Annotated in this window: 11 protein-coding genes; 6 read left to right on the top strand and 5 right to left on the bottom strand. The window is 69.7% G+C overall.

The window, feature by feature from the left end; genetic code table 11:
* The first annotated feature begins 142 nt into the window (after positions 1-142).
* Positions 143-3,961, top strand: coding sequence for a multifunctional oxoglutarate decarboxylase/oxoglutarate dehydrogenase thiamine pyrophosphate-binding subunit/dihydrolipoyllysine-residue succinyltransferase subunit (locus OG496_RS37195; RefSeq protein ID WP_405973984.1), 3,819 nt, complete (start codon positions 143-145; stop codon positions 3,959-3,961).
* An 85-nt stretch (positions 3,962-4,046) separates the two neighbouring features.
* Positions 4,047-4,229 (top strand): DUF6104 family protein, encoded by a 183-nt coding sequence (locus tag OG496_RS37190; protein ID WP_019075209.1) that lies wholly within the window; start codon positions 4,047-4,049, stop codon positions 4,227-4,229.
* Positions 4,230-4,256: 27 nt separating this feature from the next.
* Here OG496_RS37190 and OG496_RS37185 read toward each other — a convergent pair whose 3' ends face one another.
* Positions 4,257-5,102 (bottom strand): hypothetical protein, encoded by an 846-nt coding sequence (locus OG496_RS37185; protein ID WP_405973983.1) that lies wholly within the window; start codon positions 5,100-5,102, stop codon positions 4,257-4,259.
* A 184-nt stretch (positions 5,103-5,286) separates the two neighbouring features.
* On the opposite strand from OG496_RS37185, the gene OG496_RS37180 reads away from it, so the two are divergent.
* On the top strand, positions 5,287-6,423 hold the full coding sequence (locus tag OG496_RS37180) for a DUF4097 family beta strand repeat-containing protein (protein ID WP_405973982.1): 1,137 nt from the start codon (positions 5,287-5,289) through the stop codon (positions 6,421-6,423).
* Position 6,424: 1 nt separating this feature from the next.
* Complete coding sequence (locus OG496_RS37175; protein ID WP_405973981.1) at positions 6,425-7,534, top strand: helix-turn-helix transcriptional regulator; 1,110 nt, start codon at positions 6,425-6,427, stop codon at positions 7,532-7,534.
* 86 nt (positions 7,535-7,620) lie between these two features.
* Here the strand turns inward: OG496_RS37175 and OG496_RS37170 are convergent, their stop codons facing one another.
* The 4 genes from OG496_RS37170 to OG496_RS37155 form a co-directional block, all read right to left on the bottom strand.
* On the bottom strand, positions 7,621-8,193 hold the full coding sequence (locus tag OG496_RS37170) for a Clp protease N-terminal domain-containing protein (protein ID WP_405973980.1): 573 nt from the start codon (positions 8,191-8,193) through the stop codon (positions 7,621-7,623).
* On the bottom strand, positions 8,193-8,402 hold the full coding sequence (locus OG496_RS37165; RefSeq protein ID WP_266772466.1) for a helix-turn-helix domain-containing protein: 210 nt from the start codon (positions 8,400-8,402) through the stop codon (positions 8,193-8,195). Before OG496_RS37165 ends, OG496_RS37170 begins: the two co-directional genes overlap by 1 nt.
* Before the next feature lie 151 nt (positions 8,403-8,553).
* Positions 8,554-9,519 (bottom strand): zinc-binding dehydrogenase, encoded by a 966-nt coding sequence (locus OG496_RS37160; RefSeq protein ID WP_366489825.1) that lies wholly within the window; start codon positions 9,517-9,519, stop codon positions 8,554-8,556.
* Between the two features lie 433 nt (positions 9,520-9,952).
* Positions 9,953-11,176, bottom strand: a complete 1,224-nt coding sequence (locus tag OG496_RS37155; protein WP_399387179.1) for an NADP-dependent malic enzyme — start codon at positions 11,174-11,176, stop codon at positions 9,953-9,955.
* A 496-nt stretch (positions 11,177-11,672) separates the two neighbouring features.
* Between OG496_RS37155 and OG496_RS37150 the strand changes: the two genes are divergently transcribed.
* Positions 11,673-12,626, top strand: a complete 954-nt coding sequence (locus OG496_RS37150; RefSeq protein WP_366489822.1) for an ABC transporter substrate-binding protein — start codon at positions 11,673-11,675, stop codon at positions 12,624-12,626.
* Between the two features lie 33 nt (positions 12,627-12,659).
* On the top strand, positions 12,660-13,598 hold the full coding sequence (locus OG496_RS37145; RefSeq protein WP_366489821.1) for an amino acid ABC transporter permease: 939 nt from the start codon (positions 12,660-12,662) through the stop codon (positions 13,596-13,598).
* Positions 13,599-13,649 lie beyond the last annotated feature (51 nt).

Below are 13,649 nucleotides of genomic sequence, written 5' to 3'. Positions count from 1 at the left end.
GCCATTTCAGTGCTCGAAACACACTTTCCGATGTGACTTACGCGACGATGGACCGGCCCGACCTGACCTTGGCGGTCATGGGGGCGTAGCCTTAATTCCCGCTGTCCATCACCTTGTGAAGCGGAAGAGGGCGGTTGCCGCCGTGTCGTCACAGTCCCCCAGTAACTCGACCATCTCGACCGAGTCCGACCAAGCCGCGGGTAAGAATCCCGCGGCGGCGTTCGGGCCCAACGAGTGGCTCGTCGACGAGATCTATCAGCAGTACCTCCAGGATCCGAACTCGGTAGACCGAGCCTGGTGGGACTTCTTCGCCGACTACAAGCCGGGCGCGGCTGCCGCCCCGACCTCGACTTCGGCGGGTACTGCGGCCGCGGGGGCCGTAGGAACCACCCCGGCCCCGGCGGCACCCGCCGCCCCGGCTCCGACTCCGGCCGCTCCTGCTGCGCCCGCCGCTCCGGCGGTCCCCGCGCCGGCGCCCGCAGCCGTCGCTCCGGCGCCGGTGAAGGCCGTAGCCCCGGCTCCGGCGCCTGCGAAGGCGGCGGCCCCGGCCGCTCAGCCGAAGAAGGCCGAGCCTGCGGCCGAGGCCGTCGGTGGCCCGGAGTTCGTCACGCTGCGCGGTCCCGCCGCCGCGGTCGCGAAGAACATGAACGCGTCGATCGAGGTCCCCACCGCCACGTCGGTGCGCGCGGTCCCGGTCAAGCTGCTCTTCGACAACCGCATCGTCATCAACAACCACCTGAAGCGTGCCCGGGGCGGGAAGATCTCCTTCACCCACCTCATCGGCTACGCGATGGTGCAGGCCATCAAGGCCATGCCGTCGATGAACTACTCCTTCCAGGAGAAGGACGGCAAGCCGACCCTGGTCAAGCCGGAGCACGTCAACTTCGGTCTCGCCATCGACCTGGTGAAGCCCAACGGCGACCGCCAGCTCGTCGTCGCCGGCATCAAGAAGGCCGAGACGCTGAACTTCTTCGAGTTCTGGCAGGCCTACGAGGACATCGTCCGCCGCGCCCGCGACGGCAAGCTGACGATGGATGACTTCACGGGCGTCACCGTGTCGTTGACCAACCCCGGCGGCCTCGGCACCGTCCACTCGGTGCCGCGTCTGATGCCCGGTCAGTCGGTCATCATGGGCGTCGGCTCCATGGACTACCCGGCCGAGTTCCAGGGCACGAGCCAGGACACCCTCAACAAGCTCGGCATCTCGAAGGTCATGACGCTCACGTCGACCTACGACCACCGGGTCATCCAGGGCGCCGCCTCCGGCGAGTTCCTGCGCGTCGTCGCGAACCTCCTGCTCGGCGAGAGCGGCTTCTACGACGAGATCTTCGAGGCGCTGCGCATCCCGTACGAGCCGGTCCGCTGGCTCAAGGACATCGACGCGTCGCACGACAACGACGTGACGAAGGCCGCCCGCGTCTTCGAGCTGATCCACTCCTACCGGGTCCGCGGCCACGTCATGGCCGACACCGACCCGCTGGAGTACCGCCAGCGCAAGCACCCCGACCTGGACATCACCGAGCACGGCCTCACCCTGTGGGACCTGGAGCGGGAGTTCGCGGTCGGCGGCTTCGCCGGCAAGTCCCTGATGAAGCTGCGCGACATCCTCGGCGTGCTGCGCGACTCCTACTGCCGCACCACCGGCATCGAGTTCATGCACATCCAGGACCCGAAGCAGCGCAAGTGGATCCAGGACCGCATCGAGCGCTCGCACTCCAAGCCGGAGCGCGAGGAGCAACTGCGCATCCTCCGCCGTCTGAACGCGGCGGAGGCCTTCGAGACCTTCCTGCAGACGAAGTACGTCGGCCAGAAGCGCTTCTCCCTTGAGGGCGGCGAGTCGGTCATCCCGCTGCTCGACGCGGTCATCGACAGCGCGGCCGAGTCGCGCCTCGACGAGGTCGTCATCGGCATGGCCCACCGCGGCCGCCTGAACGTTCTCGCGAACATCGTCGGCAAGTCGTACGCCCAGATCTTCCGCGAGTTCGAGGGCAACCTCGACCCGAAGTCGATGCACGGCTCCGGCGACGTGAAGTACCACCTGGGCGCCCAGGGCACCTTCACCGGCCTGGACGGCGAGCAGATCAAGGTCACGCTCGCGGCGAACCCGTCCCACCTGGAGACGGTCGACCCGATCATCGAGGGCATCGTCCGCGCCCGCCAGGACATCATCAACAAGGGCGGCACGGACTTCACGGTCCTCCCGCTCGCCCTGCACGGTGACGCGGCCTTCGCGGGCCAGGGCGTGGTGGCCGAGACGCTCAACATGTCGCAGCTGCGCGGCTACCGCACCGGCGGCACGATCCACATCGTCATCAACAACCAGGTCGGCTTCACGGCGGCTCCCGAGTCGTCGCGTTCCTCGATGTACGCCACGGACGTGGCCCGCATGATCGAGGCCCCGATCTTCCACGTGAACGGCGACGACCCGGAGGCCGTGGTCCGCGTCGCGCGGCTGGCCTTCGAGTTCCGTCAGGCGTTCAACAAGGACGTGGTGATCGACCTCATCTGCTACCGCCGCCGCGGTCACAACGAGTCGGACAACCCGGCCTTCACCCAGCCCCTGATGTACGACCTGATCGACAAGAAGCGCTCGGTGCGCAAGCTCTACACCGAGTCCCTGATCGGTCGCGGCGACATCACCCTTGAGGAAGCCGAACAGGCGCTCCAGGACTACCAGGGCCAGCTGGAGAAGGTCTTCACGGAGGTCCGCGAGGCCACCGCCCAGCCGGGCGCCGCCCCGATGGCGGACCCGCAGGCGGAGTTCCCGGTCGCGGTGTCCACGGCGATCTCCTCGGAGGTCGTGAAGCGGATCGCCGAGTCCCAGGTCAACATCCCGGACAACTTCCACGTCCACCCGCGTCTGCTGCCCCAGTTGCAGCGCCGGGCGACGATGGTCGAGGACGGGACGATCGACTGGGGCATGGGCGAGACGCTGGCGATCGGCTCCCTGCTCCTTGAGGGCACCCCGGTGCGCCTCTCCGGCCAGGACTCCCGCCGAGGCACGTTCGGCCAGCGCCACGCGGTCCTCATCGACCGTCAGACGGGCGAGGACTACACCCCGCTCCAGTACCTCTCCGAGGAGCAGGCGCGCTACAACGTCTACGACTCGCTCCTCTCCGAGTACGCGGTCATGGGCTTCGAGTACGGCTACTCGCTGGCCCGCCCCGACGCGCTCGTGATGTGGGAGGCGCAGTTCGGCGACTTCGTCAACGGCGCGCAGTCCGTGGTCGACGAGTACATCTCGGCGGCGGAGCAGAAGTGGGGCCAGACGTCCGGCGTCACGCTGCTGCTCCCCCACGGCTACGAGGGCCAGGGCCCGGACCACTCCTCGGCCCGTGTGGAGCGCTTCCTGCAGCTCTGCGCGCAGAACAACATGACGGTCGCGATGCCGACCCTCCCGTCGAACTACTTCCACCTCCTGCGGTGGCAGGTGCACAACCCGCACCACAAGCCGCTGGTGGTCTTCACCCCGAAGTCGATGCTGCGCCTCAAGGCCGCCGCGTCGAAGACGGAGGAGTTCACGACGGGCCAGTTCCGCCCGGTCATCGGCGACGCGTCGGTGACGGACCCCGCGTCCGTCCGCAAGGTCGTCTTCGTCACCGGCAAGCTGTACTACGACCTTGAGGCCGAGCGGGTCAAGCGCGGCACCACGGACACGGCGATCATCCGCCTTGAGCGGCTGTACCCGCTGCCCGGTGCCGAGGTCCAGGCCGAGATCGCCAAGTACCCGAACGCCGAGAAGTACCTCTGGGCCCAGGAGGAGCCGGCCAACCAGGGCGCCTGGCCGTTCATCGCCCTGAACCTGATCGACCACCTGGACCTGGCGGTCGGCGCGGACGTGCCCCACGGCGAGCGCCTGCGGCGGATCTCCCGCCCGCACGGCTCGTCCCCGGCGGTCGGTTCCGCCAAGCGGCACCAGGCGGAGCAGGAGCAGTTGGTGCGTGAGGTGTTCGAGGCGTAACCGCCCCGCACTGTCGTACGCGGCCGGGCCGCACCCCCACTTCGGAGGTGCGGCCCGGCCGTTTGCGCGCACTTATCCTTGACCCATGTACTTCACGGACCGTGGCATCGAAGAACTGGAGAAGCGGCGCGGCGAGGAAGAAGTCACCTTCGAGTGGCTCGCCGAACAGCTGCGGACGTTCGTCGATCTGAACCCGGACTTCGAGGTCCCGGTGGAACGCCTGGCGACCTGGCTGGCCCGGCTGGACGACGAGGACGACGACGAGTAGTTCCTACGGCGGTGCCGCCGGGGTGTGTCAGTCGCGCGGGCGGGCCAGGTCGTAGACGAGGCCCAGCGTGCCGTGCGCCAGGAGCAGCGCCCCCGCGACGGTCCAGCCTCCGCTACGGCGTCGTAGGCCCCAGGTCGTGAGCGGGAGGCCCGCTGCCGCCTGGGTCAGGGCCAGGGCGCGTGCCCTGGGGGTGCCGGACCAGGGCATCCAGGGGCCGAGGCGGCTGCTGTCGACGGCGTCGAGTTCCGCGCGGACCGCCTCGCGCCAGCCCGCCCGTTCGACCTGTCGGGCATCGGGGCGGACGCGGGCGATCTCCCGGAGGCGGTCAGCGGGTTCGCCAGGGGTGAGGCCGGTGGGCAGTGCCACTCCCGCGCGCGTGAGGACCGCCAGGAGGCCGCGGAGACGGGCGCGGGCGTCGGCTTCGGGGTCCGGCTTCGTGAGCTGGTCCAGGGACTGCAGGTCCAGTACGGGGTCCAGGCCCAGCCGGGCGGCGAAGGTGCGCATCGCCTCGTCCTCGCCGGCCGGGGTGCCGTCGGTGAGCCAGACGTAGCCGACGGGACGGCGGAAACCCGAGGCCAGGGTGTAGCCCGCGCGGTCGGCGTCCCACCACAGGGCGAGTACGGGCCAGGGGGCGCCGACGGCGAGCGCGGTGGCCCAGCCAGTGAGGACGCGGTCGACCGGTTCGTCGCCGTGCAGCCAGGGCTTGCCCTCGGGGACGAGCACGCTCCAGTCGTCGCCCGCGCGGGTCAGCAGCATGCGTTCGCGGAGCGGATGGGCCGCCTGGGCGACGGCCTCGGGGTCCGCACGGCACAGCAGCAGGGCGCCCGGGGTGGCACCGGTCCGGTGTCTGGCCTGCGGCTTCTCCGTCGACATGGTCACACGCTAGGGCAATGCGCCCATTTCCGCCGGTTGCTCGACGCCTGGCGCTCGACATCCGGTCTCCGGTGATCACTGGAACGAGTGTCTTGACTTTCCCCATCCGCGATATATCGTGTTTCTCGGAAGACGCGATATGGCGCGTCGTGTTCCGTCCGGTTAGGCCGAGGAGGTCTGCATCATGTCCGAGTGGTCCGTCGCAGAGCCCAAGAAGCTCACGTTCGACGAGCCCGTGAGCGATCTCCACGTGCGCATCGTCAACGGAACGGTGAACGTCGTGGGGACGGACGAGGGTTCCGCCCGCATGGAAATCTCCGAGATCGACGGGCCACCTCTGGTGGTGACCCAGACGAACGGCACGCTGACGGTGGCGTACGAGGACCTCCCCTGGAAGGGCTTTCTCAAGTGGCTCGACCGGAGGGGCTGGCGGCGCAGCGCGGTGGTCTCCCTGGCCGTTCCCGCGAACACCCGGGTCGAGGTCGGGGTGGTCGGCGCCGCTGCCGTCGTCTCCGGGATCAGCGGACCTTCGGTGGTGCGAGGGGTCACCGGCGACACGACCCTCGTCAGCCTCTCCGGATCCGTCCGCGCCGAGACCGTCTCCGGGAACCTGGAGGCCCAGGCCGTCACCGGCGACCTCCGCTTCAACTCCGTCTCCGGCGACCTCACCGTCGTCGAGGGCTCGGGCCCCTCCGTGCGCGCCGAGTCCGTGAGCGGCTCCATGATCGTGGACCTCGACCCGGACGGCCCGACCGACGTCCGCCTCACCAACGTCTCGGGCGAGATCGCCATCCGGCTCCCGCACCCGGCGGACGCGGACGTCGAGGCCAACACGGCGAGCGGCTCGATCTCCAACGCCTTCGACGGACTGCGGGTGCACGGCCAGTGGGGCGCCCACAAGATCACCGGCCGCCTGGGCGCGGGCACCGGGAAGCTGCGCGCGACGACCGTCTCCGGTTCGATCGCCCTGCTCCGCCGCCCGGCGGCGGAGGACGAGGGCGAGGGCGACGGGCCGTGGGACGGGGACACGGAGGTGACCATCTCGGCGACACGGGCCGACAAGACACCTCGGCCTGACATGACGAAGGGGCCCGATGTAGCGACGGGGCCCGCTGTAGCGACCGGGCCCGAGGACAGTGGGCTGGATGGCACGACCGAGGATGCGGGGCCCCAGGAGTCGGGGCCGGACGCTTCGGACGACACCGCAAGTGCCCCTGCGGACGGGGCTCAGGGCGACTCGGGGGACAATTCCGCTTCCGGCCCGGGCGGTGCTACCGGCACCGACGCGGCCGACGGCACGACCGACAAGAAGGTGCTCTGACATGCCTCCCGTCTTCGCCCACGGCCGCCTCCGCCTCTACCTGCTGAAGCTGCTGGACGAGGCCCCCCGACACGGCTACGAGGTCATCCGCCTCCTGGAGGAGCGCTTCCAGGGGCTGTACGCGCCCTCGGCGGGCACGGTCTACCCGCGCCTGTCCAAGCTGGAGGCCGAGGGCCTGGTCACCCACACCACCGAGGGCGGCCGCAAGGTGTACGCCATCACGGACGCCGGCCGCGCCGAGCTGGCCGACCGCAGCGGCGAGTTGGCCGACCTGGAGCTGGAGATCCGCGAGTCGGTCGCCGAACTGGCCGCCGAGATCCGGGCCGACGTCCGGGGCGCGGCGGGCGACCTGCGCCGCGAGATGCGCGCGGCGGCCACGGAGGCCCGGCAGGGAAACGGGGCCGGGCGCGGTCGACGGAGTGAACACGAAGACCCCGCCGGGGACTTCACGGACTTCGGTGACAAGGAGTCGTGGCGCGCCGCCAAGGAGGAGATGCGCCGCGCCAAGCAGGAGTGGAAGGAACAGGCCCGCCGCGCCAAGGACGAGAGCCGTCGGGCCCGCGAGGAGGCCCAGCAGGCCCGGCGCCAGGCCAAGGAGGCACAGACACGGGCGTGGGCGCAGGCCCAGGAGGAGATGCAGCGCATCGGCCGCCAGGTCCAGGAGCACGCGCAGGACCACTTCGCGCGCGGCGACTGGCCCACGGGCGTACGGGAGAGCCTGACCGAACTGGCCAAGGAGTTCGGCGACTTCGGAAAGGAGTTCGGCAAGGACTTCGGGTTCGGGCGACCGGGTACAGGCACGGGCGCGGGGACAGGTGCGGGCACTGGTGCCGGCAAGTCGGCCTCGGCGCCGGCCACTCCGTCGACACCCGAGTACAGCCAGACCCCGGAGGACTTCCCGGCGGAGTACGAACCGACCTGGGCCCACGAGGACTCCACCGGTGAACCGGCCCGCGACCTGGACCGGCTCCTCGACCGCTTCCGGGACGACATCCGTGACGCGGCCCGCGACCATGGCGTCACCGAGGACCAACTCCGCGACACCCGCCGCCACTTGTCCGCGGCGGCGGCACACATCGGGGCAGTGCTGCGCGGCGGCCGCAAGGCCTGACCCGACGCCGCGAACCGCAGGTGGTGCGCCCAGGGGATCAAGCCCAGGCGCACCACCCCGCACCCACAAACAAGTCGGCGGGCCCCTCAGCCCGCCGCCCTCGCCTCTCCCCCGCCGTACAGCACGCGCGTGGCCGCCTCGTGCGTCACCCCGTGATCGGCGAGCACCTCACCGGGCACCCCGGGGAGGACGGTCAGGGCGAGGAGGAGGTGCTCGTCGCCGATGTGCCGGTCGCGGTGGGCGACGGCGATGCGCAGGGACTTCTCCAGGACGTTCTTGGCGCCGCGGCTGAAGGTACGGCGGCCCGACCACGACTCCTTGAACCTCCCCTCGCCGGACATCGCCCCGACGCCGTGCACCTCCTCGACCCGGGCGACGATCTCCGAGACGTCGATGCCGAGCCCGGCCAGCGCGTCGGCCTCGGCCTGCGAGAGCCCCGCGCGCCGGCGCGCGTCGCCGAGAGCCTGTCGTACGGACTCCTTGCGTTCCTCGGGAGCGAGACCGAGGGCGGTCAGGGCGAAGGAGGCCCGGCTGCCCCGGCGGTCGAGGAGGGCCAGCAGCAGGTGCTCGGGGTCGACGGAACCGGGCCCCGACCGCTCGCGGTGCTCCACCGCGCCCCGCACCACGGCGCGGGCGTCGTTCGTGAACCGTTCGAACATCACTGCCTCCCGTACTTCTTGTGCACGGCCTGCCTGCTGACACCGAGTTCCGCGGCGATCTCCTGCCACGACCAGCCCTGGTTGCGCGCACTGCGCACCTGCACCGCCTCCAACTGCTCCACCAGCCTGCGCAGCGCGGAGACGGCACGCAGGCCGACCCGTGGATCACGGTCACCCGCGCGCTCGGCGAGATCCGTTGCTTCGGTCATGATGTCAATCTACGTTGACACGCCTCGCATGTCAACCAAAGTTGACGGCCGGTGTCGGCAGACGTCGACGGCCGGCCCGGAGAACCGGACCGGCCGCACAAAGCCACACGCAGGAAAGGGAGTTACTCACCGGGGTCGCCGACGGGGGTCGTTAACCGTTCGTGAGGACGATCTTGCCGAACTGGCCGCCGGAGTCGAGGCGTTCGAAGCCCTCGCGGGCGCGGTCCATGGGCAGCACCTCGTCGATGACCGGACGGACACCGGTGGCCGCGCAGAAGGCGAGCAGGTCCTCCAGCTCGTCCTTGGTGCCCATGGTCGAGCCGACGACCTTGAGTTCGAGGAAGAAGATGCGGGTGAGTTCGGCGTGCGAGGGCCGGTCGCCGCTGGTGGCGCCGGAGATGACGATCGTGCCGCCGGGCTTCAGGGACTTCACCGAGTGGGACCACGTGGCGGCGCCGACGGTCTCGATGACGGCGTCGACGCGCTGCGGCAGCCGCGCCCCCGGCTCCACCGCCTCCACGGCACCGAGCTCCAGCGCCCGCTTCCGCTTGGCCTCGTCCCGGCTGGTCGCGAAGACGCGCAGTCCCGCCGCCTTGGCAAGGACGATGGCGGCCGTGGCAACACCCCCGCCGGCACCCTGCACGAGCACCGAATCACCGGGCCGTACACCGGAGTTGGTGAAGAGCATGCGGTACGCCGTCAGCCAGGCCGTGGGCAGACAGGCGGCCTCCGCGAAGGACAGTTCCTTCGGCTTCGGCAGGACGTTCCACGTCGGTACGGCGACCCGCTCGGCGAAGGTGCCCTGGTAGTGCTCGGTGAGGATGGAACGGGGTTCCTTGGGGCCGACGCCGTGACCGGTCTGGCCGATGACGGAGTGCAGGACGACCTCGTTGCCGTCCTCGTCGACACCGGCGGCGTCACACCCGAGGATCATCGGCAGCTTGTCCTCCGCGAGGCCGACGCCGCGCAGGGACCAGAGGTCATGGTGATTGAGGGAGGCGGCCCTGACGTCGACGACACTCCAGCCCGGCCGGGCCTCGGGGGCGGGACGCTCCCCCAACTCAAGGCCGGAGAGCGGCTGGTCGCGGTCGATTCGGGCGGCGTAGACGGCGAACATGCCCCCGACGATAGGCTCCGCCGGTTGACCAGGGAACTACCTCGGGTTGTGACACATGCCCTCTTGCGCGAGGGGTGCGGAGTGCGGGTGTCCGCGTGACCGTCTCCTGGGGGCTGCGCCCCCAGACCCCCCGCCGTCGGCCTGAACGGCCTCGTCCTCAAACGCCGGACGGGCTGGAAGTTGGCCGGCGCCTGCAAAGCCCACCGGCCACCGTCCGCAGCCGCCGAGCGACCCCGGCTCTCACGGCGAAGGCCCACCCTTCAAGCGGCCAGAAACGGGTGGGTGGGTGGGTGGGGAAATGAAAAGCCCCGCACGGCCCGCGACCGCCAAGCGACACCAGCCACCCACCGGCAACGTCCACCCCTCACGTCACCCGAACGGGTGGGCGGGTGGGCAAAGAAGGGCCCCGCCCAAGTGGACGGGGCCGTTCAAGCTACCGGCGGGCAACGCCCTCCGCCCGCGCCGCCGCAGCCACAGCCGCGGTGACCGCAGGCGCCACCCGCTCGTCGAAGGGCGACGGGATGACGTAGTCCGCGGCGAGGTCGTCGCCGACGACACCGGCCAGCGCCTCGGCCGCCGCGATCTTCATCCCCTCCGTGATCCGGGACGCCCGCACCTGCAGCGCCCCCGCGAAGATCCCCGGAAACGCCAGCACGTTGTTGATCTGGTTCGGGAAGTCCGACCGCCCGGTGGCGACGACCGCCGCGTACTTGTGCGCCACATCCGGGTGCACCTCGGGATCCGGGTTGGCCATCGCGAAGACGAACGCGCCCTCCGCCATGGAAGCCACCGCCGGCTCCGGCACCGTACCCCCGGAAACCCCGATGAAGACGTCGGCACCTTCCAGCGCCGCCTCCAACGACCCGGAGATCCCCGCCTTGTTGGTGAGCTCCGCGAGTTCACGCTTGACCGGCGTGAGGTCGTCCCGGTCGCGCGAGACGATGCCCTTGCGGTCGGCGACGGCGACATCGCCCAGCCCGGCCTCCAGCAGGAACTTGGCGATGGCGACACCGGCCGCGCCCGCGCCGGAGATGACGGCCCGCAGGTCACCCAGCTCCCGCCCGGTCAGCCGCGCGGCGTTCCGCAGCGCCGCCAGCGTCACGATCGCCGTACCGTGCTGGTCGTCGTGGAAGACCGGGATGTCCAGCCGCTCCTGGAGCCTGCGCTCGATCTCGAAGCAGCGCGGCGCCGAGATGTCCTCCAGGTTGACACCCCCGAAGGAGGGCGCGATACGCACGACGGTCTCGATGATCTCGTCGACGCCGGTGCAGTCCAGCGCGATCGGCACCGCGTCCACGCCGCCGAACTGCTTGAACAGGATCGCCTTGCCCTCCATGACGGGGAGGGAGGCCTCGGGACCGATGTCGCCGAGTCCGAGCACGGCCGTACCGTCCGTCACGACGGCGACGACGGACGACTTCCAGGTGTAGTCGTGGACGAGTTCCGGCTGCTCGGCGATCGCGGTGCACACGCGCGCGACGCCCGGTGTGTACGCGAGGGACAGGTCGTCCTTGTCGCGGATCGGCACGGTGGCCTGCACGGCCATCTTGCCGCCGCGGTGCAGCGCGAACGCCGGATCGAAGGAATCGAGGGGCTCGGCCCCGCCGTCCTGATCCGTACTGCTGTCGCTGCGAGGATTGACGATCTCCGCTGCCACTTTGTCTTACCCCTTCTTCATTGATTTGAGGGTGGCCACTCCCTGGTGAGGGGTGGGCGGGCACCGCGCAGGGCCCAGAGAATTGATGCGTACGAGCACCTGCGCGACGGGCGCGCCGCACACGCGCCCTGAGCCCCGGATGAGGGGTGTAGAGAACCTTCTTACCGGACGGACGGCACCGAGGACGAGTCCAATAGGCGCAAGGTCACATCCCGTCCGCCGAGGGCGGAACGATGATCGATCACATCGTGAGACATGCCGAAGATCTTCCGGCCGGAACGAGTGATTCCAGCAGATGGTCCGTGATCAGGGCGTCTCGATGTACCGACCTGATGCGATTCGGGGTTCACCCGTTATCCGATTTTGACATGGCTACTCCCCTGAATGGTTCAGTCCGAATGGCAAGATGCCCTAATCACACGAGGTCGCGACACCCGAAGGTGTGTGTTCTCGTCGACCCGTCGGCACCGCCATCCATCCGCCGGAGGAACCCACCATGACCGCAAGATTCACCCGTCGTACGACCGCCCCGCACACCCGGCTGGCAGCGGTCGGTGCGATCGCGGTCGCCTCCACCCTGCTGCTCGCCGGCTGTGGTGACCAGACCAAGAAGGACGACTCCAGCAGCGCGTCCGCCAGCTCGGCGCCGCTGGCGAGCAAGCTCCCCGCCGCGATCCGCGACAAGGGCGTCATCACGGTCGGCTCGGACATCGCGTACGCGCCGGTCGAGTTCAAGGACAACGCCGGCAAGGTCGTCGGCCTCGACCCGGACCTCGGCGCCGCGATGGGCAAGCAGCTCGGGGTGAAGTTCGAGTTCCAGAACGGCACCTTCGACGCGCTCCTCACCGGTCTGCGGTCCAACCGCTACGACATCGCGATGTCGGCGATGACGGACAACAAGAACCGCCAGGACGGTGTCGACCCCGACACGGGCAAGAAGGTCGGCGAGGGCGTCGACTTCGTCGACTACCTGACCGCCGGTGTCTCGATCTACACGCGCAAGGGCCAGACCGAGAACATCGCGTCGTGGTCCGACCTGTGCGGCAAGAAGCTCGCCGTCGAGCGCGGCACCGTCTCCGAGGACCTCGCCAAGTCCGAGACGAAGAAGTGCACGGGCGGCAAGAAGATCACCATCGAGGCCTTCGACGACGACCAGCAGTCCCAGACCCGCCTGCGCTCCGGTGGCGCGGACGCGGCCTCCTCCGACTTCCCGGTCGCGGCCTACGCGGTGAAGACCTCCGGCGGCGGCAAGGACTTCCAGCTCGTCGGCGACCAGGTCGAGGCGGCGCCGTACGGTATCGCGGTCGCCAAGAGCGACACGCAGCTGCGGGACGCGCTGCAGGCCGCGATGGACGCCGTGATCAAGAGCGGTGAGTACGAGAAGATCCTGACGAAGTGGGGCGCCGAGGACGGTGCCGTCAAGTCGTCCGTGATCAACGGCGGCAAGTGACCGCGGGTCCGCCGTCGCTGAGAGGCAACATCCGTGACTACTGACATCGACGAGGCGCCGGGGCCGCAGGACGCGACCCCGGACGCCCCGAAGCCCATCAAGGCCATTCCGGTCCGGCACTACGGCCGCTACGTCTCCGCCGTCGTCGCGATCGCGATCCTGGTCTCGATCATCTACGCGTTCGGCCAGGGCAAGATCAACTGGCATGCCGTACCGGACTACTTCTTCGACCACCGGATCATGACCGGTGTCTACAAGACCCTCCTTCTGACGGTCCTGTCGATGGTCATCGGCATCGTCGGCGGCATCGGCCTCGCGGTGATGCGGCTGTCGAAGAATCCGGTGACCTCGTCGATCGCCTGGTTCTACATCTGGTTCTTCCGCGGCACCCCGGTCCTGGTCCAGCTGTTCCTCTGGTTCAACCTGGGCCTGGTCTTCGAGTACATCAACCTCGGTCCGATCTACAAGAACTACTGGTCGGACTTCATGACGCCGCTGCTGACGGCGCTGCTCGGCCTGGGCCTCAACGAGGCCGCGTACATGGCGGAGATCTGCCGCGCCGGCCTGCTCGCGGTCGACGAGGGCCAGACCGAGGCCTCGCACGCGCTGGGCATGAGCCACGCCAAGACGCTGCGCCGGATCGTGATCCCGCAGGCGATGCGCGTGATCGTGCCGCCCACGGGCAACGAAGTGATCAACATGCTGAAGACGACCTCGCTCGTGGCGGCCGTCCAGTATCCGGAACTCTTCCGCTACGCCCAGGACATCGGCCAGAACTCCGGCGCCCCGGTGGAGATGTACTTCCTCGCCGCCGCCTGGTACCTGATCATGACGTCGGTCCTGAGCGTCGGGCAGTACTACGTCGAGCGCTACTACGCCCGCGGCTCCAGCCGCGCGCTGCCGCCGACCCCGCTCCAGAAGATCAGGGCGAACGTACTGTCCATCGGCCGCCCGAAGGGAGCCGCGGCATGAGCCCCGAACTCAGCAAGGCCGACGACGCCGCTACGACCGACCCGTCGGTCC

The organism is Streptomyces sp. NBC_00988, assembly GCF_045162645.1.
In the GTDB taxonomy this organism is placed as follows: domain Bacteria; phylum Actinomycetota; class Actinomycetes; order Streptomycetales; family Streptomycetaceae; genus Streptomyces.
Note: the sequence above shows the minus strand (reverse complement) of the source record. Positions and strands in the feature narration are given on the sequence as shown.

Excerpts from the sequence above, each read along its gene's own strand:
- OG496_RS37170 (WP_405973980.1), bottom strand. The coding sequence starts at position 8,193 with ATGTTCGAACGGTTCACGAACGACGCCCGCGCCGTGGTGCGGGGCGCG.
- OG496_RS37185 (WP_405973983.1), bottom strand. The coding sequence starts at position 5,102 with ATGTCGACGGAGAAGCCGCAGGCCAGACACCGGACCGGTGCCACCCCG.
- OG496_RS37175 (WP_405973981.1), top strand. The coding sequence starts at position 6,425 with ATGCCTCCCGTCTTCGCCCACGGCCGCCTCCGCCTCTACCTGCTGAAG.
- OG496_RS37150 (WP_366489822.1), top strand. The coding sequence starts at position 11,673 with ATGACCGCAAGATTCACCCGTCGTACGACCGCCCCGCACACCCGGCTG.
- OG496_RS37160 (WP_366489825.1), bottom strand. The coding sequence starts at position 9,519 with ATGTTCGCCGTCTACGCCGCCCGAATCGACCGCGACCAGCCGCTCTCC.
- OG496_RS37180 (WP_405973982.1), top strand. The coding sequence starts at position 5,287 with ATGTCCGAGTGGTCCGTCGCAGAGCCCAAGAAGCTCACGTTCGACGAG.
- OG496_RS37165 (WP_266772466.1), bottom strand. The coding sequence starts at position 8,402 with ATGACCGAAGCAACGGATCTCGCCGAGCGCGCGGGTGACCGTGATCCA.
- OG496_RS37190 (WP_019075209.1), top strand. The coding sequence starts at position 4,047 with ATGTACTTCACGGACCGTGGCATCGAAGAACTGGAGAAGCGGCGCGGC.